Source organism: Novipirellula methanifontis, assembly GCF_052161655.1.
In the GTDB taxonomy this organism is placed as follows: Bacteria; Planctomycetota; Planctomycetia; order Pirellulales; family Pirellulaceae; genus Novipirellula.
In genome coordinates, this window is the sequence record NZ_CP197418.1 from 424729 (window position 1) to 449756 (window position 25028).

19 protein-coding genes are annotated in these 25028 nt (G+C 54.7%); 12 read left to right on the forward strand and 7 right to left on the reverse strand.

Going from position 1 to position 25028, the window contains the following annotated elements; all coding sequences use genetic code 11:
• The first annotated feature begins 302 nt into the window (after positions 1–302).
• The 7 genes from SH528x_RS01500 (at position 303) to SH528x_RS01530 (ending at position 8621) form a co-directional block, all read left to right on the forward strand.
• Entirely contained in the window at positions 303–1310 is a 1008-nt protein-coding gene (locus SH528x_RS01500; protein ID WP_442508768.1) for a PIN/TRAM domain-containing protein, read from the forward strand.
• Between the two features lie 13 nt (positions 1311–1323).
• Positions 1324–1758, forward strand: coding sequence for a hypothetical protein (locus tag SH528x_RS01505; RefSeq protein ID WP_442508769.1), 435 nt, complete (start codon positions 1324–1326; stop codon positions 1756–1758).
• A gap of 211 nt (positions 1759–1969) precedes the next feature.
• A complete protein-coding gene (locus tag SH528x_RS01510; protein WP_442508770.1) occupies positions 1970–2185 on the forward strand; it encodes a hypothetical protein in 216 nt (71 codons plus the stop codon).
• Between the two features lie 74 nt (positions 2186–2259).
• Complete coding sequence (locus tag SH528x_RS01515) at positions 2260–3531, forward strand: hypothetical protein (RefSeq protein WP_442508771.1); 1272 nt, start codon at positions 2260–2262, stop codon at positions 3529–3531.
• A gap of 297 nt (positions 3532–3828) precedes the next feature.
• Complete coding sequence (locus SH528x_RS01520; protein WP_442508772.1) at positions 3829–6054, forward strand: sulfatase-like hydrolase/transferase; 2226 nt, start codon at positions 3829–3831, stop codon at positions 6052–6054.
• A 114-nt stretch (positions 6055–6168) separates the two neighbouring features.
• Positions 6169–7536 (forward strand): Gfo/Idh/MocA family protein, encoded by a 1368-nt coding sequence (locus tag SH528x_RS01525; RefSeq protein WP_442508773.1) that lies wholly within the window; start codon positions 6169–6171, stop codon positions 7534–7536.
• A 95-nt stretch (positions 7537–7631) separates the two neighbouring features.
• Positions 7632–8621, forward strand: a complete 990-nt coding sequence (locus SH528x_RS01530; protein WP_442508774.1) for a hypothetical protein — start codon at positions 7632–7634, stop codon at positions 8619–8621.
• Between the two features lie 80 nt (positions 8622–8701).
• On the opposite strand, the gene SH528x_RS01535 is transcribed toward SH528x_RS01530, so the two are convergent.
• The 4 genes from SH528x_RS01535 to SH528x_RS01550 all read right to left on the reverse strand — a co-directional run bounded on the left by SH528x_RS01535 (position 8702) and on the right by SH528x_RS01550 (position 11622).
• Positions 8702–9175, reverse strand: a complete 474-nt coding sequence (locus SH528x_RS01535) for a hypothetical protein (protein ID WP_442508775.1) — start codon at positions 9173–9175, stop codon at positions 8702–8704.
• Positions 9176–9503: 328 nt separating this feature from the next.
• Positions 9504–9959: a TadE/TadG family type IV pilus assembly protein gene (locus SH528x_RS01540; RefSeq protein ID WP_442508776.1), complete on the reverse strand. Its 456-nt coding sequence runs from the start codon at positions 9957–9959 to the stop codon at positions 9504–9506.
• A 4-nt stretch (positions 9960–9963) separates the two neighbouring features.
• On the reverse strand, positions 9964–11151 hold the full coding sequence (locus SH528x_RS01545) for a pilus assembly protein TadG-related protein (RefSeq protein ID WP_442508777.1): 1188 nt from the start codon (positions 11149–11151) through the stop codon (positions 9964–9966).
• 69 nt (positions 11152–11220) lie between these two features.
• Positions 11221–11622, reverse strand: a complete 402-nt coding sequence (locus SH528x_RS01550; RefSeq protein ID WP_442508778.1) for a TadE/TadG family type IV pilus assembly protein — start codon at positions 11620–11622, stop codon at positions 11221–11223.
• 536 nt (positions 11623–12158) lie between these two features.
• Between SH528x_RS01550 and SH528x_RS01555 the strand changes: the two genes are divergently transcribed.
• Entirely contained in the window at positions 12159–12332 is a 174-nt protein-coding gene (locus tag SH528x_RS01555; RefSeq protein ID WP_442508779.1) for a hypothetical protein, read from the forward strand.
• A 16-nt stretch (positions 12333–12348) separates the two neighbouring features.
• On the opposite strand, the gene SH528x_RS01560 is transcribed toward SH528x_RS01555, so the two are convergent.
• The 3 genes from SH528x_RS01560 to SH528x_RS01570 form a co-directional block, all read right to left on the reverse strand.
• The gene (locus tag SH528x_RS01560) at positions 12349–18738 is read right to left on the reverse strand and encodes a type I polyketide synthase (protein WP_442508780.1); all 6390 of its coding nucleotides are present in this window, start codon (positions 18736–18738) and stop codon (positions 12349–12351) included.
• A 6-nt stretch (positions 18739–18744) separates the two neighbouring features.
• Positions 18745–21021, reverse strand: coding sequence for an AMP-binding protein (locus SH528x_RS01565; RefSeq protein WP_442508781.1), 2277 nt, complete (start codon positions 21019–21021; stop codon positions 18745–18747).
• 351 nt (positions 21022–21372) lie between these two features.
• The gene (locus SH528x_RS01570) at positions 21373–21780 is read right to left on the reverse strand and encodes a hypothetical protein (RefSeq protein ID WP_442508782.1); all 408 of its coding nucleotides are present in this window, start codon (positions 21778–21780) and stop codon (positions 21373–21375) included.
• Positions 21781–21962: 182 nt separating this feature from the next.
• Here SH528x_RS01570 and SH528x_RS01575 point away from each other — a divergent pair, with 182 nt between their 5' ends.
• From SH528x_RS01575 to SH528x_RS01590, 4 genes are all read left to right on the forward strand, one after another.
• Complete coding sequence (locus tag SH528x_RS01575) at positions 21963–22772, forward strand: hypothetical protein (protein WP_442508783.1); 810 nt, start codon at positions 21963–21965, stop codon at positions 22770–22772.
• Positions 22773–22847: 75 nt separating this feature from the next.
• The gene (locus tag SH528x_RS01580) at positions 22848–23228 is read left to right on the forward strand and encodes a hypothetical protein (RefSeq protein WP_442508784.1); all 381 of its coding nucleotides are present in this window, start codon (positions 22848–22850) and stop codon (positions 23226–23228) included.
• A 54-nt stretch (positions 23229–23282) separates the two neighbouring features.
• Positions 23283–23897 (forward strand): class I SAM-dependent methyltransferase, encoded by a 615-nt coding sequence (locus SH528x_RS01585; protein ID WP_442508785.1) that lies wholly within the window; start codon positions 23283–23285, stop codon positions 23895–23897.
• Between the two features lie 126 nt (positions 23898–24023).
• Complete coding sequence (locus SH528x_RS01590; RefSeq protein ID WP_442508786.1) at positions 24024–25010, forward strand: hypothetical protein; 987 nt, start codon at positions 24024–24026, stop codon at positions 25008–25010.
• Positions 25011–25028: the final 18 nt, after the last annotated feature.

A 25028-nucleotide genomic window follows, 5' to 3' on the forward strand; every position in this document is an offset into this window, starting at 1 on the left:
CTTTCGGACATCAGAATGTCTCGCTCCCTGCCACAAGCTGCCCTATCCTGGCAAACCCATTCTGATTTCAGATCGTATCGAAACTAACGGTTGTAAATACATCAACCGCGACACTTCGTTCTGGCTGCTCGCAACCCCATGGGTGTGATCCGTCGATCGATCTACACTATGGGCATTCCTTGCGGTCGGTGGGACCGATTTATTCCGCCCCCCAACGACTGCACCCCGATGCTGTTCGCCTGAAAACGTCACCACAAGGGTTTCCACGTTTTCCGACAAGACTTCCAACCCACGATCCATCCATGGCTCTGATAATTCTGCGATGTGTTTTTCTGCTCTGTGCCGGAGGCGTGTCTGCAATCATTAACACATCGCTTTCGAGCGATACCTCAACGGCCGTTCCGTGGATGATATTTGCTGGCATTATGACGCTGGCCACCGTCGTGGTGGTCGGGGACATTTACGCACCACGAAAACGAATCGATACGATCTCGGCACTGTACTTTGGCATTCTGATCGGAGTTTTGCTGACCTATATATTGTGGATCGCGATCGCCCCGCTGTTGGACCAATCGTTTAATGGTCGCGGTTTGCAGTTAGTGATCGGTTTGTTGCTGTGTTACATCTGTACGAGTGTGTTGCTTCAAACCAAAGACGATTTCCGCTTCTTGATCCCGTATGTGGAATTCGTTCGCGAGGTCAAAGGGTTTAAACCTCTGGTTCTAGACACCAGCGTGGTGATCGACGGACGCATCGCCGATCTGGTCGGCACCGGGGTCTTTGACAACCAATTGATCATGCCGCGATTTGCACTGACCGAGTTGCAAGCGATCGCCGACAGCAGCGACAAGCTTCGCCGCACTCGCGGTCGACGTGGACTCGATGTGCTCAACCGAATGCGAGCCGACGAGAACGTCGATCTGATGATCTTTGATCGCGAACTACCGGAGCTTGCGGGGCAAACAGTCGATTTGAAGCTTGTTTTGCTAGCAAAGCATCTCGATGGCAAAGTGGTCACGGGTGACTTCAATCTGAACAAGGTGGCGAAGCTTCACAACGTGCCAGTGATCAACTTGAACGAGATCAGCAACTCGCTTCGTCCGGTCTTTTTGCCCGATGAAACCTTTCGCATCAAAGTCATCAAGGCGGGTGAAGGTCCCGAGCAAGGGATTGGTTATCTGGACGATGGCACGATGGTGGTCATCGAGGGAGCTCGGCATAAGATCGGCCAAGACCTGGATGTTCGCGTCACCAGCACGTTGCAAACCAATGCTGGCAAAATGATTTTTGCCAAGGTCGAAAGCCGCTAAACAAAGTCGTCTTATGCCCGACCTGTGGTATCGCGCCGCGCTGCTGACCTCCATTCCGCTGGTGTGGTGCGGCATTTGTCTGGTGCTCAGTTGGTCGAGCAGTTGGTGGGTTCTGTCGCAGCGTTATGCAGCAAAGCCCGACGACGGTTTTGGCGAGGATTCCCAGCGAGCCTACATGCGGACCGGGCGGATCGGAGCGATCCAGTATCATTCGACACTGAACTTTGTCGCCGATACACGCGGTATTCGGATCTCGGTATTCTTGCCGTTTCGCCTGGGGCATCCGCCGCTATTTGTGCCTTGGAGCGAGTTTGACAAAGTCCGTTTAGACGACAAATTGTTTTCGCAGCGAATCAAAATGTCGATCGGTCGTCCCGCGATCACGCGAGTGGTCTTCCCCGGTTGGGTCAAGTTCCACATGCCAATCCAGTATCGCCCCAGTGCTTAAGTTCCTCGTCGCTTTGGCCGTCCAAGCCGATGACATGGATATGGCGAACGTCGCCAAATCAAACCAACACTCGATCGAGGATCAGTAAGCAAACGGCAGTAGGGCGATATTTAAGGCACCTAATACCATCAGGGTGACCTATAATGGGACGTGCCGAAGCTGCTTGGCGGCGAAAATGTGCTGAGCGACGCAGACCCACGGAGAAAGATTGATGCAGGCCGAATTGAAGAAAATGTTGTCGGCGAGGCCATTCATTCCCTTCACGATCGTAATGAGTGATGGGACTCATATCACAGTGAAGCATCCCGAAAATGCCTTGCTGATGAAGCACTGGATTTATGTGACCACCGATGGTGGCGAAACTGCCGAGCACCTTTATCTGCTTCATGTGACACGGATTCAGCGACAACAAAAAGAAGTCGCATAGTTCGCCGCAGAACTGCCGAAGAATCCTAGGACTCCGATTGACTTGGAATTGACCAAATTGGTAATTCAACTGTCATGTGGACCCTTTCTCCGAAACGACTCACCATCGCGGCCTGTTTGTTGACCCTGATGGGCGGCAATCGATTTGCTAGCAGTGATGAACCCTCTGGACCGATGGCGATGCCATCACCGGTGTTGCGGATCGTCAATGCGCGGACCAATTTCCAAGCGGAAAGCGTGCCGGTGGCCAATCGAATCGAGCCAGCTGTCTACGGCGAGCGTCCGGAGCCGCAGACGCAAAGCGGAACGGGGGCCGCAGACGCAAACCACGCTGAAATTAATACCAATACAGAAAACAATAAACCGACATCCTCCGCCGCTCTCCAGTCGCAAGCTTGCGTGCTGTTGAGCAACGGCAACGTGTTGTGGGGCACTGCGACCCAGCTTGGGCAATGGATCATGGTCAGCCGTGACGGCGTGTCCGAAATCCAGCTTTCCCGCAAAGACGTCGCCTGTTGGGGCAATTCGATACGTGATCTTTATCAGTACCGAATCGACCGTCGTGGCATGGGATCGCTTGCGGCACGTCTCGAAGATGCCCGTTGGTGCTTGCGTTATGACTTGTACGATTTGGCGGCCAAAGAGCTTGTTGATATTTATGCGATCGCTCCTGATCATCCAGAAGCCAAGCGAATTGAGCAGCGGTTGCGAAGCACTGCTTTAGCAGCTGAAGCGGTGGATGTCGAACCAACCGAACCGGTTGTTGACGATGTTCCGAGTGACCCGTCTAAACAATGGATCTCTGCAGCGCTGGAGTCGTCCGAACGTGTGCGTGATTTTGCACGCTTTGTGCAACCGTTAATGATCAACCGCTGTGCCCAATGTCATTCTCACGATACCGATCGAAAGTGGCAGCTGATGACACCGTCGATTGGTTCACGACCGTCGGCTCGAATGACTCATGACAATTTGAAAGCGGCGTTTCAGTTCCTCGATATGCAATCTCCACTGACAAGTGAGATGCTGATCAAAGCACAAACGCCGCATGGCAGCGAACCAGCAGGACCAGATCTTCGTCGTCAAACTGCCGCAGAAACCATTCAGAAATGGGTTGAATCGGTGCATGCAAACGTGAATCCGGCGAAATCGGTACCTACTCAGGTGCCTCCGCTGGGCCAGTTCTTTGCGCCCGATGAAGGCCTTCCCAGACCAGCGATCACAGAGTCGCAGGACCCTGATGTTCCAGCAAGCAAGCCGGTCACTTCGACTCGCCCTGCACGGTTGCCGGATATAGGCAATCCGTTTGATCCGGAATTATTTAATCGCCGCTTCGCCACCGGCGAATAGTCTCGAGTCAGATATTCATCTCCCATCGAGTGGGCGAATTTTGACTCAACCGTCGTCGGAGCTTGTGATCCGGCATTCAGCCGGATCCTCGGGCGGATAGGTCTTGGCAGATTTCGGACGCCAATCTCTTTTTTCTACCAGCGGTGCCTGCCAGCGGTCCCCTTCGTTTGGGCGAGGGGACGTGATCGACATCTCCCCGGTTTGTCCTTTCTTCTTTGTGTATACTTGCAATGCATTCAGCGTTGCGATTGCATTGAAAACCGGCCCTCACTCCCCTCCCCAGAAAACTATCTCATCATGCTTTGGAACTCATTGCGTCATTGCGTTTTTGCTTTCCTCGCTCTGGTAATTCTCGTTAACTCTAATGCGTTGATGGCGGACTCGGGCGACCGACCCAATATCATCTACATCCTCTCGGATGACATGGGGTTCTCGGATATCGGATGCTACGGCAGCGAAATCAAAACCCCCAACCTTGACTCGTTGGCGGACAAAGGAGTTCGTTTTACACAGTTCTATAACACCGCGCGTTGCTGTCCGACGCGTGCGAGTTTGATGAGCGGTCTGTATCCTCATCAAGCCGGTGTCGGCCATATGATGGATGACCGTGGCTACGAGGGTTACCGCGGTGAACTGAGTCGACACTGCGTGACCATTCCCGAAGCCCTCAAGAACGCGGGCTATCGATCGTACATGTCGGGTAAGTGGCACGTCACCAAAGCAATCAATCCAAAGTCGGACGCCGATAAAGCAAACTGGCCGATCCAGCGAGGCTTTGATCGTTTCTACGGTACCATCCACGGCGCTGGCAGTTTCTTTGACCCCAACACCCTGACGCGTGATAACGAGTTTATCTCGCCGTTTGATGATCCTGAATATGGCAAACAAGACTGGCCCGGCGAAACTTACTACTACACCGACGCGATCGCCGATCATGCAGCACGGTTCGTTCGTGAGCATCACTATCAAACCGGTGATCAACCCTTCTTTATGTACGTCTCTTTTACCGCCGCACACTGGCCGATGCACGCGTTGGACAAAGATATTGCCAAGTACGAAGGTGCGTACGATGCCGGCTACGATGCGATCCGTGACGCGCGTTACAAGCGGATGATCGATCTCGGGTTGATCGACGCGGACAGTACCGTCAATTGGCCGATCCCTGATGCTTGGAAAGAAACCAAGTTTTGGGAATGGGACAAGCGGAACATGGAAGTCTATGCGGCGATGATCGATTCGATGGACCAAGGCATCGGACGCATCGTCCAATCGCTCAAAGACACCGGGCAATTTGAAAATACGCTGATTTGTTTCCTGCAAGACAACGGAGGCTGCGCCGAAGGATATGGCCGTGGCGGCGTGGGTGGTGAGCGAGCCGACAAGCCGACGTTGGCGGCTTTGCCTGCGGACTATCTGCAACCTGACATGACACCCAAGCAATCGCGAGACGGTTTTGTGATGCGAACTGGCAAGGGCTCGATGGCGGGACCAGCGGACACGGCGATCGGTTATGGTCGCGGCTGGGCCACGGTCTCGAACACTCCGTTTCGTGAATACAAACACTGGACTCATGAGGGTGGTATCTCGACGCCGCTGATCGCTCATTGGCCTGCGAAGATCTGGCGGCACGGTGAACTGGAAACCACTCCGGGGCATCTGGTCGATCTGATGGCAACCGCCGTGGATGTTTCCGGGGCAAATTATCCCACCACCTATCACGATGGCAATGCGATCAAGCCGATGGAGGGCAAAAGCTTAATTCCGCTATTCGCCAAGGATGCGAGCACCCGCGAGAAATTTGACCGCGAGGCGATCTACTGGGAACACGAAGGGAACCGTGCCGTTCGTGTCGGCGACTACAAATTGGTGGCGATGGGCGTCAAGGGAGAATGGGAACTCTACAACATCGCCAACGACCGCAGTGAGCAACACGACTTGAGTAGCGAGATGCCGGAAACCGTCGAAAAACTTGCTGCGATGTGGCAAGCCTATGCCGAGCGTGCCAACGTTTTGCCTCTGAACCCACGGAATGATAACGGTCATGAGAGGGCGACGATGAATACGAAACAAACGCGTTTCAAACTGAACATGGGCGACAAACTCGATCGGACCGAAGCTCCCTACCTGAAAAACAAAGCGTTTGCGGTCACCGCGAACATCGATGTTAAAGGGGACGGGGTGATCGTGGCTCAGGGAGGATCGTCGCAGGGTTGGTCGCTGTATCTGCAAAACGGCAAGCTCTGTTTTGGATGGACAAAGAATGGCAAGCGAACCGTGACGACTTCCGAGGACAATGTCAGCGGAAAGCAGCAAGTGACCGCCATCGTTAGTAAGTCGGGAACCGTGCAGCTAAAAATCGGTGAGGAACAAGTTGCCGAGTCCGCAATCGATGGATTGCTGGGCGAGCAACCGCTCGACGCATTGCAGGTAGGTCAGGATGAAAATGGAGCGGTGGGGCCGTACGCGGTTCCTTTTCCGCTCGAAGGCACCGTACAAAAAGTCGTCATTGAACTGGTGAAATAGCTAGGATTTGTTGTTCTCGGTGTTGTGTTTGCTGGAAATCTCGCTGCTGGGTATTCTAGATGACACCGATGAAGTACCTGCCGCTCCGTTTCCGCCCAGGGTTTGTCCACTAATATGCCAACTCGCCCCCCAAAAACTCAAACGCAATCCAGCCTGCCGACGCAGACTCCATCGCGTCGTGGATTCTTGAAGGGCGGCGGCATCATTTTGGCTGGCGGAGCGATCGCGGGAGCCGAGCTTGGTGTTGCTCGCGCAGCCCATGCCTTCGGTAGCGATGCGATCCGAATCGGTTTGGTCGGATGTGGCAAACGGGGAACCGAAGCCGCACTCGATGCGCTGAGCACTCACGGCGGTGATGTGAAATTGGTCGCGATGGCCGACGTGTTTGAGAACAATCTGCAATCGGCCTATCGATCGATCAAGGGAAAACACGCATCGCAAGTCGATCTTCATGATCGCCGCTTTGTCGGATTGGATGCCTACAAAAACGTGATGTCCAGTGACGTGGATGTCGTGATCTTGGCAACACCCCCAGGCTTTCGTCCGCTGCATTTCGAGGCGGCCGTCCAGGCAGGCAAGCATGTGTTCATGGAAAAGCCGGTGGCGACCGATGCCGTCGGCGTTCGCCGTGTGTTAGCAACCAACCAAATTGCAATCGAAAAAGGCTTGGCAGTCGCCGTTGGATTGCAGCGACGTCACGAAGTTCGCTACCGCGAGTGCGTTAAGCGTATCCAAGATGGTGCGATTGGCGAGATCGTGTTTGCACGGGCTTACTGGAATGGCGCGGGAGTGTGGGTGCGTCCGCGAACCGACGAGCAAACCGAACTCGAATACCAGCTTCGTAACTGGTACTACTTCAACTGGCTCAGCGGTGACCACATCGTCGAACAACACGTTCACAATTTGGACGTGATCAATTGGTTAATGAAATCGCATCCGATCGAAGCTCAAGGCCAAGGCGGCCGCGAGGTGCGTGATGGGATCGACCACGGTCAGATTTTTGATCATCACATGGTCGAGTACAACTATGGCGGTGGCACGCGGATGCTGAGCCAATGTCGGCACATGCAAGGTTGCCGGACCAGCATCGGCGAGTTCGTGCACGGCACACAGGGTTCGGCGGATATTGCCAACGCGATCCTGCATGATTCGCGAGGCAACGTGATTTGGCAAAGCGATGTGGATCCGCGTCGTGCTCAAAACGGTTACTCACAGGAACATGCCGATTTTTTCACTGCCCTTCGCCGCGGTGAAACGGTCAACGAAGGCGAATATGGTGCCCACAGCACGATGACGGCGATCATGGGCCGGATGGCGACTTACAGCGGCAAAGTCGTCCGCTGGGACGATGCCATCAACAGCGGCATCGAATTAGCCGATACCTCGGTGATGCATTCGCTCGCCGGCACCGCGCCCGTGGTTCCAGATGCTCAAGGACGCTATCCCGTGCCGGTGCCCGGCAGCAAGGCAAAGGTCGTCTAGCGTTCTTCACCACGGCCGCTCTGCCCACAGGCCGCCCTTGCCGTGGGGGCCCCGTGTTTGCTAATCCTGGTGGTCACCGCCCCGACGGAGCCAGGATGTCGCTGAGATTACGTAAATGCCTGCTTTCGCCTGCCATCGCCCTCATTTGGACGTTGGCTACGTCTCCGTTGCATTCGCAAGAGCTGACGCCTAGTTTTGCTGGCGTGCCTGCGTTTGCAGACGATTTTGAAAACGCTTCGTCGCCGATGATCGAGGCGTATGACCCGGCGTTTTTTGCACTGCGTGAAACTCCCGTGCAGCGATTTCGCAAAAGCTTTTATCAGGGAGCGGAGCTACTTGGCGGCTACTTGCTGGACACTGGCGACGCGGCGGGCGGATTGGACATCACGTTCGAAGAAGCACGCGTGGGGTTCGCCGTGCCACTGGGTAGTCTGGAAAACATCCTCGTTCTTCGCCCCTATTTTCGTGCCGACCATTTGAACGGACCGGATGCGGTCGATTTGCCCGGCACGCTCTACAACACCGGCGTGACCTTTTTTAACCGCAAAGAATGGTCCGCAGTGATTTCGACGACGCTAGTCGTCACCCCGTCGATTCGTAGTGACTTTACAACCCACGAAAACGCATTGCGATTGTTTGGTTTGGGCTTGGTCAATTGGCAGTGCCGACCGGATTTGAGTTTCTCCTTCGGAGCGGTCTACCTGGGCCGCGCCGACTTGCCGCTGTTGCCCGCACTCGGTGCCACGTGGACTCCCACGCCGCAGTGGAAAATCGATGCGATGCTGCCGCGTCCGCGGATCGCTCGCCGGCTTTCTAAAGACGGTGGCAACTCGGAATCATGGGCTTATCTGGGCGGCACCCTAGGCGGGAACACGTGGGCCGTCACACGCGACAGCGGCATGTCGGACGAGTTGTCGCTCAACGATTTACGGCTGCTTGTCGGTTACGAATGGGTGCGAGCTGGAAACCGAGGTTTCTTTGTCGAGTCGGGCTACGCGTTCAATCGTTCGATTGAATTCGAAAGCAGTGACGGCGAGATCGATCTCGACGACGCTCTGTTTATCGAAGCCAGCTTGAGATTCTGATCTTGGCGGGCCTGTTTTCAACAAACCCGCCTCTTTTCGAGCAAGAGGGTAGCAGCTTGGTGGAACTGCACCCGCAAGCGTTACGATGACTCGGACGCTTCTTTGGTATCGGTGTCGGTTTCAAGCGAGGCATCGGGATTGAGCGAGGCATCGGGGGCAACATCGGTCTCGACCACGGTGTCCTTTTCCTGGTCGGTCGAATCATCACCCTCATTTTCGCTGGCGTCTTCCGTGCCCTCTTCGGCGGCTCGCGCTGCCTTTCGCTCTTCGCGACGGGCCATATGTTCGGCCGCCATCTCTTCGATCGATTGCACGTGATCGGGTTCGGTCTTGCCAAACTTCTTTTCGTACAACGACTCAATGAATTGCGGCAGCGGCACTTTCCACGGTTTGTGTTCGGTGTTGGCGAGCCGGTCGAATCGCTTGGGCGACATCCCCAATTCGCGAGCCATTTGAACATGAGCGTGCGACAAACGGTACTTCTTGCGAACATCAATCCACGGCAAAAACTTGTGTGGAATGCGGGTGTTTTTCTTTTTCTTCTTGCTCATCATCAGCTTTAAGTACGTCGTCGATTAGTCAATTCGCTCGCCAACGTGGGGATGATGGGCGAGCCAATCCAGGATTGTAGCAAGAACTGGCAAATGTTCGACTTCGTTTCACGAAGAATCATCCTTCGCACTTAGCCGAGCAATGGGGCGAGCGGGGATCGCAGAGGAGACTGCTGATTTAGTACGACATTACCGCTCTGATGTTAGCCGCTTGGGCGCTAGCCCCGGTTGAATGGTGACCAAACCGTGGCTAGCGCCAAAACGGCTAATTAAATCAGCAGTCTCCAGAGAGAGGGGGGGAGGCACGTGTCCAGTCGATACGCAGGTCGTTTTAGCGTGATTCCGCTGGCAGCGTCGTGCTGGCCGTGACCGTGGAACCAGCGAGCATCCATTGGACACCGACTCCGACTTGACTGTACGGCACCGAAATGGTCACCGTCACCGGTTGCATCTCTGCCGTGATCTCAGCTTTGGTCGCAGGCACAAATTCGACGCTGTGCCCCGAGATCCCTGCTTCGCTGAGCGACAGATTGATCATATCGGTTGCCTGTAGTTGCGTCCTGTCACCAAGCGAATAGATTCGGCACCCATTCATACACGTTTCTTGGAGTGTGTGTTGAACGGCAAACGCTCGAGCTACCTCGACCGAAACCAGAATCAGCAACAGCACGGGTGGCAAGACGACGGCAAACTCGACCGCCGCGATTCCACGTGATTTTCGTTTCACGCTTGCTCGTGTCGTTGAGCGGCGGACAAACGGCGAGATTCGTTTTGAATTAAGCATCATGTTTCTATTGCACTAAGATGGTGCGGTTGATGGTGCCGGCAATCTTACGATAGGCTTGCTTCAGCGTGTTGGTCAGTTCGCTTCCGCTGCCGGTCGCAGAGAATTGTTTGCCACCAGTGGCATTCGCGATCGCGGTCATTAGCGAGATGTCGGCCGAATCACCAAGGCTGATGGTGTGGATTTCGATACCGAGGCCTGAGGCATAGTTGGCCATTGCGATGGCGTACTGGTCTGGGTCGTCTTCTGGTTTGTTGGCGTAGCCGTCACTCATCACGACCATCAACATTTTGACTTTGTTGCCGTTGCTGTCGTTTTTACGGTGATTTGCATACAAGTAGTGAGCTCCATCGCGAACGGCGGCGCCAATCGGGGTTCCGCCACCGTATTTGCCCGATTTCAAGGTGCTGTTGGTCAAGATATTGTTTTTCAATGCCGAGAAGTCATTCGTCATTGGAGATTCGAGAATGCCTACCCAATCCGAGGATGTGTCGTCGGGGTCGGGAAACAAGCTTGACGGAGATGCGGTATACATGACTCCGCTATGTCCCTCTTCCTCGGGGTCGTAACGGCCTTTTCGTGCTCCGTAACCCATCACGCCGATGCGATCTTCTTTGAGTGATTGCTCGATCATTTCAACAAATTCAGGCGAAGCTTGTTGCAACGCTTCGATCCGTCCGTCGGATTCCATCGATTCTGACAAATCAAGGACCATCACGATGTCCAAGGGAATGCCTGGTGCTGATGCAATCGATTGGCGAGGAATTGAAAACGAAGACTGACCAAAGATCCCTGCAAAAAAGAATGGCTCGTTGCTCTGAACGGCATGCACACGGATCGCACTCGCGCTGGTGTTTGATAAAGTGAACGTTTCCGAATTTGGATCCCAATTCCCGGTCTCTAAAGCGATCATCTCTGGCGGCACATCGACGACAAAGCCCACTTTGTTTTTGGCAATAAAGTTTTCGGCTACGTTCTTTGCACCCTGAATATCCTCGGGATTGTTTTTTAGGTGCAATCCGCCGGCGATTGCTCCTGCATCCACCGCAGATTGCAATTGGCTGCGAACTAACTGCATGCGGCCGATGTCCACTGCAAACGCTGCCATACCAACAATGACGACCATCAGCACGGCAAACAAGACAATCGTGCCTCCGTGACGTTTCGACGCGGAAGAAAATTTAGGTCGTAGCATAATCGACGCTCATTGGTGAAAAGTGTAATGCCAGCATGGTTGGCGGGGCAGAGCTATGACAGATCGAGACTATTGAACAAGTTCGGCTTCACGCGGCAAAACGCAGGCAGCGGTGTAATTCATCCCGCTAAAATGTCTGGGAATCGGCAACCAGGTCATCTCGGCAAAGTTTGCAGAGACGCGTACGGTGACAGGTTCCCACTGTGGTAGTTTGTCTAGGTCGGAGGGCACGACTTCAACGTTGTGTTTGGTGATGCCCATACCTTCAACCAGTTGTTTGACTTCGGCTTTGACGTCCCCTGGCTTGGCACCTTTAAGTACGGCGATTCGACATCCCGACCGAGCCGCTTCCTCCAACGCTTGGACTGTCATCATTCCGCGTCCTAGTTCAACGGCGGCAAACAACAGAATGAACATCGGTATGGCGACGAACGCAAATTCGACGCTGACCGTGCCACGACGCTTTGACATATGATCGATTGCGACAGAGCCGCAGAGGCATCGCTTTCGTTGAGATTCAGTGGCACCCATGATGTCGGAGATCGCCTTTAAGCAAATTCGATATTTCGGAAGGGACTCGCGCCAGTGCAATTCATGGCATGGCGGACTTCGCATTTACTTAACAACTAGCTTGCAAACCCCTCTGTGTGACGGATCTTCGCCCGATTATTGCCACCCGAGTTGACATGTCGTGCGGGATGTGCAGGTCGCACGATGTACACCGCCGTTTCTGAAGCCAGATCTGCTACTGGAGGCATTGGATCCAGAGATGACTCGGCCACGGGAACGTCAGTGTCGCTTGTGACGATTGGGATGCTTCGTTGAGCGGGAAGGGTTATGCGGTCAGCGCAACCAGACGTCTTGCTCGATAGCAGACAAGAGATTGAGACAAACCCATTTTTCGAAATGGGGATACCACGAGATTCACGCAAGGAGTCTCGGCGTGCGAGCGATATGAAGTACAATGACGTTTTGCTGTATCAATTCACACTCATTTAAACGAAATCATGGACAAAAAAGCGAAGAAGCGTCTCGATGTTATCAACAAGAAACTGCAAACTCTGCGACCACGCTTGGCTGGGTCTCGCGAACAGGCCGATGACGTGGACGAGTTGAAACAACTCGAAGACGAAGTCGCCTCGCTCGAAGCCGAAGCTAAAAAATTGAAAGAATCGAAGTAGTAAAACTTCTGTATCTTTACTCGGAAGCCACCGACGACTCGTTCTGCTGAGCGGCTTCCAAGGAATCCGCTCCGATAATCTCGCCGGCAATGGCCGCAAGCGTCGAGATGCTTGGTTCGTCCATGAAATGGCTGATTGGGATCACGATCGCTAACTTGGTTTCGATCGTGTTTTTTAATTCGATTGCCATTAACGAATCAAGTCCCAGCGAGCCCAGCGATTCGGAACGGTCAAACGTGGTTGGATCCAACGACATGATCTTCCCGAGTTGCTCGCTGAAGTAAACCTCCAACCGATCACAGCGTGCATCACTGTCCAAGATTCGAAGTTCAGACAGCAAAGCTTCGTCTTTCGTCGACACCGCGTCGGATTGAGTCTGAGCGCTGTCGCTGTGCAGCGAGCGAAAGATCGATGGTATCGCGGTTTCGGGGATCGAGGAAAGCATTTGGTGCCAATTGGCATCAACCACCACACGCGACCGGGGGCAGTTTGGGTTGCCGGCATCGATCAGTAGATCAAGTGCCGCATCAAAGCGTAACGGACGCAAACCTCGCACGGCCAGATTTTTGAGCCGAGTCGGATCGTCCGCCATTCCAGCAGAGCTCCATGGCCCCCAATGAATCACATTGGCCGGTAGCCCTCGAGTTCGACGTCTGGCAGCAAATCCTTCGAGATAACCATTCGCGGCGGCATAGTTCGCTTGTCCCGGTGACCCAAACACCGATGCGACCGAGCCGAGCATGTTGAACATCGATAGTGGCTGGTTCGCGGTGGCGCTTGCGAGTGCAATCGCCCCCTCCACTTTCGGCCGCAGCACTCGGGCAACCGAGTCAGGTGTCATCTCGTGTAATAATCCATCGTCCAACAAACCAGCTGTATGGATAACGCCGACGATTGGCAACATGGTTTTGGGCAGCGTATCGATGGCGTCCACCAATTCCGCTTCCTCAGCGCAGTCGCATTCCACGTAGATGCACGTCGCGTCTTGTTCCTCTGCCCACTGGATCAACGCATCGACGTGAGCTGGACGTTTGCGGCGTGCAACCAGCACCACCTTGGTTGCACCCCGTTGGATTAATCGTCTTGTGATTCCTTCGGCGATTGCCCCGCTGCCTCCGGAAATCAAATACGAGCCGGTGCAAGAAACGTGATCACGGGATTCCAGAACGGAACTCTTTTCAGGCGAGACGACGATTTTGCCAATGTTGCGACGCGCACTCATGAACCGCAGTGCGCTGGGCAAATCGGAAAGTGAAAACGTTGCAATGGGTTTGGGTTGGTAGACACCCGCTTCAAATTGCTGAGCGACTTCGGAAAACAGCGTTCGCACTTCTGCGGGGCGATGCCGAAACAATCGGTCCAGATCAATTGCCGAGTATGTCAAGTTGTCTTGGAAAGGCAGCAACCCGAGCTGACGATTCTGATAGATATCGATTTTGCCAATCTCGAGAAATCGGCCATGCGCCGCCAGCAATTCAAGCGATCGGTTGATCCACTGGCCCGGTAACGAATTCAAAACCACGTCAATGCCGCGGCCATTGGTTCGTGTGCGGACCGCGCGGAGCGAATCGATATCACGGCTATCAAAAATGTTTTGCGGGTCGATGCCAAGCATCGACAACAAGCGGCGTTTCAGTTTGCTGCCGGCAGTGGCAAAAACGGTGGCTCCCACACTGTGCGCGACTTCGATTGCCGCCAGTCCGACGCCACCTGCGGCTGCATGAATCAAGACCGATTCCCCCGCGGTCAGTCGGCCAATGTTCCGCAATGCGTAATGTGCGGTCATGTAGGCGACGGGAATGCTCGCGGCCTCTTGCGGGCTGATTCCTGCGGGAATCTTGGTTACCAAGTATTCTTTGGTTATTGCGTCGGATGCGAAACCATACGGCACAACGCCCATGACTTTATCGCCGACGGCTATTGATTGCACTTGATCGCCGACCGATGTCACCGTGCCGCTTGCTTCGATCCCTAGGGGGACAACGTCGTCGGAGATGCCCGGGTACAACCCCATCGCCTTCAGCACGTCACTGAAGTTCAATCCGACCGCATCCACCGAAAATACCACCTCGTCAGGCTTCAGTTTCGGTATCGTCATTCGCTCGACCCACAACCCTTCGGTCCGGTTGGTTCCGTCCAGTCGGATACGATAGCTGCCACTCAATGGAATCGGCAATTGTGATTCGCCGGAATCTTTTGAGAGTGAACGGGGCGAAGAAACCAATCGAGGTGATAAGTATTGTTCGTTGCGAAATGCGAGTTCGGTCTCTCTGGATTGACGTGCGAGCCAGGATGCAACCGGTTCGGTGCTCGCCGCATCGCACTGGACCACGTCCAGCACTCGGATTTGCAGCGTCGGATGCTCATTTGTCGCAACACGCGCCATGGCGGCAAGAGCAGCGGACGTCGGAATCGAATTTTCGTTGCCAATCGAAAATGCACTCTGCAGAACGAGCGAAACCAACGGCGTCTTGGGTTCACGAACTGCCGATTGAATGAATTTCAGCAAGTCGCAAACGCTCGCTTCGACATCGTCATGCGAGTGAGGTTGAGTCCAGAGCCAATGCTCCTGCTGAGAACTGGGTTCAAAGGTTGCCGGAATCAACGACTGATAAATCGACGATCCAAAATGTCGAATTGGGTAAGTGTCGTGGACCGAGTCGGACTCAGATTCCGAAATTGAAACGGGAGTCCATTTCGACTCATGGATCCATTGGTTAGGATCCGCTTGAAAGACGCTACGGTCCTTTTGCAATCGCTTGCAACGTACTTTTTCGAGCGACAGGCAGATACGGCCATCGTGGTCGAGTAGTTGGACGTCGGCAACGATTTCATTCCATTTTCCGGAACGATTCTCGTGACGATGCACTACGGCGGCGGCGATCGAATGTCCGTCCCCGCGGACGACGCGATCTACCCCGACGGGCAAGAACGTTGGCGGGTCGGCTGATTCTCGCATCGATGCCGGCATCGTTGTGGCAATCAATTGAAACGCCCCATCTAGCAGGGTGGGATGCACTATCGACTGTTTTGATTCGCTTACCAAACTAGTGTCGATTTTCAGCTGAGCACTGGTAATGGTGTCCTGGTTGAGGATCGTGTGGAGCGGTTGGAACAAGTCGCCATAGCGAAGTCCTGACTGCTCGAGCGATTCGTAAAACTGAGTTCGATCGACCTGGGTGCCGTGGCCGATGCTCAGCGGCTTCATCGCTGTAACTGTCGATTCGCCGGACTTTTTCACTCGGCACGAAGCGGACAACGTCCAGTCGGAATCGTCACCTTGGGGCCGCGAGTGGATTTGAATCTGTGATTGCCCACCCTGGATCGGATCGACCGTCGTTTGAATCTCAACCGACTGTTCCTTATGCAGGAACAATGCGCGGTGGATAGTGATTTCGGACAGCTCAAACGATATATTTCCAAACAATTCCCCGGCCGCGACACCAAGCGTGTCAATCCATGCGGCGGCGGGCACGGTCACCGACTCGCTGACGACGTGGTCGGAAAGGTAACCGGGCTTGTTGATCGCAAGATGTGAAACGAATAGCAACCCACCCGATGCCAAGCGTTGGCGGCTGCCCAGGATAGGATGGATACTTTGCCCACCGATACCATGTTCATGTGCCGGAGGCGAATGCCAACATCGTTGACGAACAAAGGGATAAGTAGGCAACGCCACCCTGCGCGACGGATAGATTTGATCGATCACATCGAAATTAACCGGGGTTCCCACACACCATGCGGTCGCGACAGCGCGGATCCAATTGGCGTAATCGTTGTCGTCCGGGTGCAGCGTTTCGACGACGCGGAGAGCTGGTTCGTCTTCGTCGGATTTCAAAAAACGACGAATCATTCCCGTTAATTGAGGCCGTGGCCCCACTTCAATCACTAGATCAATATTTTGGTTCGGCAATTCGGCCATCACATCGCGGAAGCGAACCGGACTCAATAAGTGCTTGATCCAGTAGTCAACGTCGATCGTGTCTTGATAAACCGATCCGGTTACCGAGGAGATAAATGTGATGTAGGGGGGCAGTTGTATGTTGTCAACAAATTGCGATAGGCAGGCCCTGAGTGGGTCGGCAGCGTCTTGCATCAATGGCGAATGGAACGCGTGTGACACCTTCAGCGGTCGGCACATCACAGCGTTGGCCTCCGCCTTCGTCACGAGTCTTTGGACCGCTTCGTGCGTGCCTGCGACGACGGAATTTTGCTCGCCGTTGATGGCTGCAATCACCACATCCGAATCCAATTCGTCAATCCACTGTTGGACCACCGAATCGCTTGCGAGCACTGCGGTCATGGTGCCACCACTGGGCAATTCGCCCATTAAACGTCCACGATGAGCTGCAAGCATCAGTGCTTGTTCTTTACTGAACGCTTTGGCGGCATACAACGCGGCGATTTCGCCGATGCTATGTCCTGCAACCACGTCGGGAGTAATGCCGACGTCCGAAAGTGAATCGACTAACGCAATTTGGATCGCCGTGATCGCTGGCTGGGCCATCGCAGTGTCATCCAGGGAATGCGACGGCACGTCGTCGCAGATCAATTCCAACAACGACAAATTTAAGATGGGATCCAAAATCGCCGCACACTGCTCGAGCGATCGTTGGAAACTTGGCAGCGTCTGGAACAATCCTGATGCCATTCCCGCATACTGAGAACCTTGCCCAGTAAAAAGCAACGCGACTCGCGGGCGACGACCATGAACCGGGCGACCCGTAACGACTTGTTTCGTCGCGGCGCCTTCGGCGAGTCGCTCGAGCCCTTTGCAAAGCTCAGATGTCGATTCCCCCAACACGACGGCGCGGTGGGTTAACGTGCTGCGGTATTTTGCATACGAACCACAAATGTTGTGAGTTTCCAAGGCGTTGGAAGTCGAACGTGGTTCCAGCCGTTCGCGTGCTTGTGTGGCTGCCTTGGGCATGGCCTCGTCGCCGCGTGTCGATAGCGGCAAGAAGAAGCACGGCGGTACCCGAGGTGGCTTCTGGTTGTCCGTGAGGGATTCAGATGGTTTTTCTAAGATGATATGCGAATTGGTTCCACCGAACCCAAACGAACTAACGCCCGCCAGGTAGCGGCCATGGCTGCTTGGAGTCCAAGCCTGATTTTGGGTCGCAATTTCGATTCGTTTTGGATCAAGTTTGACGTTCGGATTCAGTTTGCCAAAGTTAGCCTGGCCCGCAATCAATTTGTGCTCGCACATCTTCAGCACTTTGATCAAACCGGCAATCCCCGACACCGTCTCGGTATGTCCGATATTGGCTTTGACGCTACCGATGTGAAGCGGTGGAAGATTTTCGTTTCGCGATGCAAACGTTTCTGACAACGCCATCAATTCAATCGGATCACCAAGCGGGGTGCCGGTGCCATGTGCCTCGATGTAAGTCAGGTCGTCAACGGTTATCCCCGCCGACTTCATTGCCGTACCGACGACACGCTGCTGTGCCGAGCCGCTCGGTGCCGTAATCCCGCTGGTGCGGCCATCTTGATTGACCGCACTGCCGCGAATCATCGCAAGGATGCGGTCGCCATCGCGAACGGCATCGGCAGCACGTTTCATCAAGATCAAACCACAACCTTCGCCACGCACGTAACCGTTTGCATTTTCGTCGAACGAACGGCAACGTCCGTCGGGGCTCAGCATTCTCGCTTTGCTGAACGCGATCGTGGTTTCCGGTGAAAGGATTAGATTGACACCGCCTGCAATCGCGGAATCACTTTCGCCTCGCAAAAGTGAAATGACGGCCGAGTGGACGGCCACCAACGCGGAGGAACACGCGGTATCGACGATGAACGACGGGCCATGCAAATCGAAGAGGTACGAGATCCGGCCAGCCGCGATGCTGAGTGCGTTGCCGGTGCCCATGTGGGCATCAATCTGCTCGAAGTAATCCGGAAAGCGAGCGGGAATCTTGGAATAGTCAGTGCCGCCGATGCCGATGAAAACACCGGTGTTTGTCCCTGAAATTCGTTCGATGGGAACGCCCGCGTCTTCGAGCGTTTCCCAGGCGACTTCAAGCAAAATCCGTTGTTGAGGATCCATTCTCGCCGCTTCTCGTGGCGCAATCCCGAAAAAGGCGGGGTCGAACATGTCGACGTTCGAGATCGCTCCCATTGCATCGACCGACATCTTTCCCGGCGTGCGTCCGCTCGGATCAAAATATTGGTCACGATCCCAGCGGCTATCGGGAACGGGGCCGACGGTTTCACGCTGCTGTTGGATTAGATCCCAGAATGCGTCAGGTGAATCGGCACCAGGCATCCGGCACCCCATTCCGATAATCGCAATCGCATTGGAATCGTCTGGGGCGGACGGCGGACGTGATGCGATCCGGTTCTGCAACAACGCTCGCTGCGCAGGAGTTAACTTCGCTAGTCGTGCAGCAAGTTGTTTGTCCATCGGCGATTACATTTTTTTCTTGTCGCTCAGGGCCGTGTCGATCTCGGCGTCCGAAAGTTGTTCGATTTCATTTAACAAGGCTTCAAGCTCTTCGGCTGACACGTCTTGCGACACCGAGTCGTCGTTGGACTCGATGTTGGGAGCCCCATTGTGAGACACGTTGGCATGAGCTGAGTCACGATGACTCGTCGTTTCGCTCGCTTCGGAACCAATCAATTGGTTGGCAATAAATAGGCTCAGTTGCATCACGGTCGGATGATTCCAGGCCACGATCGGTGTCAACTCGATTCCGGACCAATCTTCGGTTTCACCACTGAGTTCGACCGACGTCATCGAATCGAGTCCATAGTCGGCGAACGGTTTGTCGAGTTCGATGTTTTGCGGAGGCACTCCCGCACGAACGACAAGCCATTCAACCATCCAAGCTTCGATCATGCGCGTCAGTGGCTCACGATCCGCTGCGGTTGGATTTTGGGGAAGTTTGGGGAGCGCAATCGGTGCTTGTTCGGACAGGAATTTTCGGTCGTAGCGATACTTGTAGCGAATCTCGTCGGCGTCGAACATTTTGCGACAACGATGCCGCTGGACCTTACCACTGCTGGTTAGCGGCACGGTCGCCGGACGGACCAACAGCACGTTGCGTGGATCGACCTCATGAACGTCGATCACCGCGCGACGGATCGAACGCACCCATTCTGGAAACGCGGTGTCGTCACTGTGGCGAGGTACTTCCGCAACGATCGCCAGCCCTTCACCACGGGGACCCTCGACCGAAAATGCGGCACATTGTCCTCCTTCGCTGCCGATGGTCTCGCGAACCGTTGATTCGATATCTTGAGGATACAAGTTGCGTCCGCGCAAGATGACGACATCCTTGATCCGCCCCGTGACATAAAGTTGGCCATCGTCAAAGAAGCCTAAATCTCCGGTTCGGCAAAAACCAACACGACCGTCGGCCGTTAGTGCGGCAAACCGTTGGCGGTTCTCTTCATCGCGATTCCAGTAGCCCGCGGTAACACTGGCTCCTTTAATCCAAATCTCGCCAATGGACCGTTCATCACAAACGGTCAAAGTCTGGGGATCGACAATCAATATCTCGGTTTGATCAACCGCAGAACCACAGGCTACAAGTTTTTGGAAGGCTTTGCCGCGGCCGTCGGGTTGAATGTCGACGCGGCCTTCGCTGAGCGTGTCGCGTACGACGGTTAGGAAGCGAGGTTCTGCAGGGCCGTTGCCGCCAGCGGCAAGCAGAGTCGCTTCGGCGAGTCCGTAACACGGATAAAACGAGCTCGACGAAAATTTGCTACTTGAAAAACGGTGCGCAAAATCGCTGAGCGTGCGAGGCATAATCGGTTCAGCGCCACAAAACGCGGTTCGCCAATTTGATAAATCCAATGAATCGGTTTGATCCGGCGAGATGCGATCGATGCACAATTGGTAGGCAAAGTTAGGCGCACCGCTGATCGTTGCTTTATAGTCGCTGATCAATTGCAGCCATCGAATCGGCCGTTGCAGAAACGCTCGAGGGCTGATGAAAATCGTCGACCGGCCCATGTAAAGTGGTGTCAGCAATCCGCCGATCAATCCCATGTCGTGGAAAAACGGCAGCCAGAAAACTGCGGATTCAACTTCGCTCGGATCATCATCCATCCAAGGGATTTGAAATCCTCGCCGAATCGCTTCGAGGTTTGCCATCACATTTCGATGGCGGACCATCACTCCTTTGGGATGACTGGTACTGCCGCTTGTGTATTGCAGCAGCGCGATCGACTCTGGGTCGATCGACAAAGAATGGGGATCGATCCAAGGTCCCGGGGTGTTCATTCCTAGCGGCGGAGGAGAGGCGTCGGTTGCGATTTGCGGAATACCACGTGCCGCATCACAAAGTTTTTCAGGATCGATTCCAGCTAATGTTTCCGCGTCCCCGATGATGGCCGAAGGGTGGCAGTCACGTGCTGCCGAATCGAGTCGCTCCATCACCCGACCAGGCTTGGGGTAACAAGTCGGAACGGGGACCCAGCCGGCGACGTGAGCTCCTATGAAGCCCGCAACAAATTCGAGTCCCGGCGGAAATAGCAACAGCGCGCGAGGCTGATCCTGATCAACCTCAGGCATCCGAGCGGCAAATTCGCAAACACGTGCCCAAAGATCGCGATAGGTCCAGCGGGTGACACCACCGTCATCGTCGATATAGGTCAACGCCTCTCGATCGCCATGTCGCTCGGCACGAATACCGATCCACTGCGGCAAAGGGGTCGCGGTGGACGGGTCGAGTGATGACATAACAGGGTACTCTGCGTCTAACTCCGCAGTCTCTTGCTGAGAACGTGGAGGGATGGATGGGCGTCAAAGTTTTCTTGGCTTGTCCGAATAGGTCGGAACAAACATCGGTCGGAACGGTGAATGCGAGAGAATGAACTTCGGGGCAGCGACAGGTCGGAAAAAGTCGTGGGACGTCGCAGTCATAGCTGCGTCCTTTTCACGCTTTTCCCTTCACGACGGACAAGGATCACCACGCTGGAGATTCTTTGCGTGCGATCTCTGCGGTGGCCCCACTGTCACGCAACTACAGTGTACTCCAACCTAGTAGCTGCGAGGGATTTCGACAAATGCACCCTAAATTCTGCGCAAGCGTTAAAACCGGTTGCGGGTCGAGAAGAGACGACGCACACCGTACGTGTTCGGAGTCGATTGCGAATTAGCCGGTACATAGCTCGGGTATGCCGGAGGAGCATACATGAACGGAGCGACAGTAGGCTGGCCGACCACGGTTGGCGCGAGGTTCTGGGTCACTGGGGATTCGAGCGGGCGTGGCAGCACTTCGCCGCGGTAATGCATTCGGCGAACCGTATTGCCGTAGAAATGCCCTGGGCGATAGGGACGCTGTTCAATTGGCATCGATTTGATCTCTTGCCGGTAGTCGCCTGTGGGGATGATGATCGGCGACCAGCCTGGTTCGGCCGCGAGAACGGTCTCGCCATCGCTGCCAAAAGCCACCAGTAGTAATGTGAACATCAACACGGCACGTAGAACGTTCTTCACGCTGCTTTCCTCTTTTCTGCTGTAAATGTGTATGATCTTTAGTACAGGTACGATCGCGTTCGAGCGAACGTGCCACGCCAGCGTCCCATCTTCTCACTATTTTCGGGGTTTGCAAGGCTGGCCATCATGACTCGAATTCGCTCCGAGTCTACTAATCTAGGTTACTCCGACAGGAATAAGAGATGGATAAATCCAGCCCTTCTGGGAAAAATCCCCAGAGAGTAGGAAAATCGTCGCTCGGCGCGATCGGAATCGTCGTCCTTGTGGGGGTGTACTCCCTTGCCCAACCGGCGTTGAATGCCCGTTTCGGTTGGAATCTGCCACAGCTTCGATCGAACGATTCGGGCGAAGTCGCGGTCGTTTCCGAGGCCAATCGCGACACCAAATCGTCGGTCAGAAACGGTACGTCGGCGTCCGCTCACGAATCCACTTCGTCCTCGAAACCCGTCGATGCGGGCAAGTCGACGCAAACCAAAAACGACCGTGGTCCCCTAGCCGATCGTGTCCGTCCGCAAGAAAGCACGTCCGGAGCATCGTCGCAGGCAAACTCGGAGCAGGCAAACTCGGAGCAAGCAGACTCGGAGCAGGCAGGCGACACCGAGTTGCTGTACGGATTGTTACGCGAAGTTTCTAAGGATCGCTACATTTCGCCGGCGGGTTTGCAGTACACGCCCGGCAGCGCCGAAGGACATCGTCTTGAACACTTGCGTCGGCACACCAAGGATGACCCCTCGCGACCGGGCAGCCACGGCGTCTTTGACGGTGACATGGAAGGAGCTCTGAAAACGATCGATCGCGCCTACTTGAAGGCTAAGGAAGGGACGCGAACGACCAAGAGTGTCGATGATGGACGGACGATCTATACGGTCGACCTCGGTGGCCGCGTTGGATTTGTCGGGGGGCGTGACGGCGGACGCAAACGCAATCCCATGGCACGTCGCGTCCGAATCGTCTTGGAAGGCACGCGGGTAATCACGGCCTATCCGATGTAGTGAGTCGCGAAGAATCGCACCCGTCGGCCATTCCTCTTCCGCTTTATCCGTTCGTTTTTCGGAGAATAGACTATCGTGAGTCCAAGACATTCAGTTGACTACTGTCCGATTTGTGGCGGTGGATTGTGTGGAGTTCGCATCTGTGGCTTGACCGGGAAAGCGGAGGATCCGTCAACATCCGTGTCCCAGCCTGACAGTAAAAACATCCCGCTGCCTCATGGGTTGGTGGTTTGTGACGAATGCGAGGCAATTTGGCTCGAGCCCGACTTGGCGTCGCGGCACCAATATCCCAACGCCTGCGATGCTCGCTGCCCCGTCTGTCTCGAACCGTTGTGGGGTGAACAAAGTCGCTGGGCTTCCCAAGCCGACATTGAAACGCTTGGATGGGCGGGATCTACGAACCCCGAGCTCGATGTGCAGCCGGATCAAACGCATCCCGATTCCAGCACAACCTGACTCGAAACTCTTGGCGAGTTTCGCTACCTCCAAGAAAATATCGAAAGAACGTCCTTGCTAGAACGAATCGCCATTCCCTCGTCGGTTGATCGGCGAACCCTGCCCGCAGAAATTCAATTGTGGATTTCCGATGCACGGCAAAGGATCGAAGCGTTCCAAGATCGCTGGGACCAACCGCAAATCGAGCAATTTGTGGCCGCCGATTACGAGTTGGTTTATCAATCGCTCGGTTGGGCACTTGAATCCCAGATGCTGATTGGCAAGCGGTTTCTGGAATGGGGCTGCGGTTTTGCCGTCGTTAGTGCGCTTGCCTCGACACTCGATTTGGACGTGATTGGCATCGAAGCCGAGCAGGATCTGTTGGTCCAAGGCCGTCGTTTGGTTGACGAGTGGAAAGCGAATGTCGAACTGATTCACGGCAACTTTCTGCCCCCCGATAGCGAATCACTTGCCGATGATCCGACGCTGCCGAGTCTGGGGCACAACGTCCCCTGTGGCTACGAGGCAATGGGATTGGAATTGGACGATTTTGCGATCGTGTATTCCTATCCTTGGCCGGGCGAGGACGATTTTCACGAGCATGTCTTCGATCGTCATGCCTGCAAAGGAGCCTTGATGATGCAATTTTGCGGACCGAATGACGTCCGTTTGTGGCGAAAACGTGGCTGAGGAAGCGACGGCTGCGATAGCAAAAAAAGTGTCGTCAATGAAGAGACAGCTCCGGCAACCGCTCTACTCGTCACAGTTTTCCTCAACTCGACCCTCCTAAATCGCCGAAACTTCATCACAAGCACTGTGATCCGCACTCGGCGGATCACGCAGCTCGTCGTGGTTGGTGGACCGCGGCAAAAAACACGGTGGGGGATGACGGTGCCGGGGGAATCGATTCAACGAATCGTAGGCGGGAGATGCGCGCTCGCAGCGGCACTGATGCTGGCATGGGTGTGCTCGACAAGCACCGCATCAGCACAGGGGCTGTTGGACCGTTTTGGCATCGGCGTCGGGCATGCCGATAACGCTGAAACGGGAACCGCGTCGATCGAGCGTCGTCGTGAAGTGTTGGCTAGCTTGCCCATGCAGCGACTGACGGTGGACGCTCAGCAGCGGATCCTCTCGATCGCAAATTCGCCAACGATCTTTCGTCAATTGCCAACCCAGGCAATCGACTGTGATCGAGATCTATTCTTACTGATCGCGCGGAATCCAGAGATTTTGGTCGGGATGTGGGACGTGATGGGGGTCACGCAAGTGACAACCAAACGCATTGCTCCGTACCAGCTCGACGCATCCGATGGCAGTGGCACCCAATGTATTGTCGATCTCGTTTACGGCGACTCAAATCTGCACATCTATGTTGCCGACGGATCTTACGATGGCAAATTGGTTGCCAGCCCGATCAAAGGTCGTGGGGTATTTGTGTTTCGCAGCACGTATGCAAAATCGGCGACCGGTGAAACCACGGTCACCGGTACATTGGATTGTTTTGTCCAGCTAGACAGTTTGAGTGCCGACCTGATCGCACGCACCTTTAGTGGTTTTATCGGCCGATCTGCGGACCACAACTTTGTCGAGACCGCTCGCTTTCTGAGCCAAATTTCTGCTGCGTCGCAGCACAATCCTCGTTCGATGATCGATCTAGCGAACCGTTTGCCTCAAGTCCCTCGAGAGACGAAGCAGCAGTTTGTCGAGGTGATCAAGAATGTAAACCGTCGGCAAAACGAACTCGTTCATTCGCCGCGACAACCTCGGACCGCAGCCGCACCGTCGGCGGATCACCGCTAGAATAGACCGTTCGTTACG

What these genes read in the sequence shown, in the direction of transcription:
- SH528x_RS01535 (WP_442508775.1), bottom strand. Translation starts at nt 9,175, where the DNA reads ATGATGAGCAAGAAGAAAAAGAAAAACACCCGCATTCCACACAAGTTT.
- SH528x_RS01555 (WP_442508779.1), top strand. Translation starts at nt 12,159, where the DNA reads ATGGACAAAAAAGCGAAGAAGCGTCTCGATGTTATCAACAAGAAACTG.
- SH528x_RS01540 (WP_442508776.1), bottom strand. Translation starts at nt 9,959, where the DNA reads ATGATGCTTAATTCAAAACGAATCTCGCCGTTTGTCCGCCGCTCAACG.
- SH528x_RS01510 (WP_442508770.1), top strand. Translation starts at nt 1,970, where the DNA reads ATGCAGGCCGAATTGAAGAAAATGTTGTCGGCGAGGCCATTCATTCCC.
- SH528x_RS01500 (WP_442508768.1), top strand. Translation starts at nt 303, where the DNA reads ATGGCTCTGATAATTCTGCGATGTGTTTTTCTGCTCTGTGCCGGAGGC.
- SH528x_RS01525 (WP_442508773.1), top strand. Translation starts at nt 6,169, where the DNA reads ATGCCAACTCGCCCCCCAAAAACTCAAACGCAATCCAGCCTGCCGACG.
- SH528x_RS01575 (WP_442508783.1), top strand. Translation starts at nt 21,963, where the DNA reads ATGGATAAATCCAGCCCTTCTGGGAAAAATCCCCAGAGAGTAGGAAAA.
- SH528x_RS01520 (WP_442508772.1), top strand. Translation starts at nt 3,829, where the DNA reads ATGCTTTGGAACTCATTGCGTCATTGCGTTTTTGCTTTCCTCGCTCTG.
- SH528x_RS01550 (WP_442508778.1), bottom strand. Translation starts at nt 11,622, where the DNA reads ATGTCAAAGCGTCGTGGCACGGTCAGCGTCGAATTTGCGTTCGTCGCC.
- SH528x_RS01545 (WP_442508777.1), bottom strand. Translation starts at nt 11,151, where the DNA reads ATGCTACGACCTAAATTTTCTTCCGCGTCGAAACGTCACGGAGGCACG.
- SH528x_RS01565 (WP_442508781.1), bottom strand. Translation starts at nt 21,021, where the DNA reads ATGTCATCACTCGACCCGTCCACCGCGACCCCTTTGCCGCAGTGGATC.
- SH528x_RS01530 (WP_442508774.1), top strand. Translation starts at nt 7,632, where the DNA reads ATGTCGCTGAGATTACGTAAATGCCTGCTTTCGCCTGCCATCGCCCTC.
- SH528x_RS01505 (WP_442508769.1), top strand. Translation starts at nt 1,324, where the DNA reads ATGCCCGACCTGTGGTATCGCGCCGCGCTGCTGACCTCCATTCCGCTG.
- SH528x_RS01515 (WP_442508771.1), top strand. Translation starts at nt 2,260, where the DNA reads ATGTGGACCCTTTCTCCGAAACGACTCACCATCGCGGCCTGTTTGTTG.
- SH528x_RS01560 (WP_442508780.1), bottom strand. Translation starts at nt 18,738, where the DNA reads ATGGACAAACAACTTGCTGCACGACTAGCGAAGTTAACTCCTGCGCAG.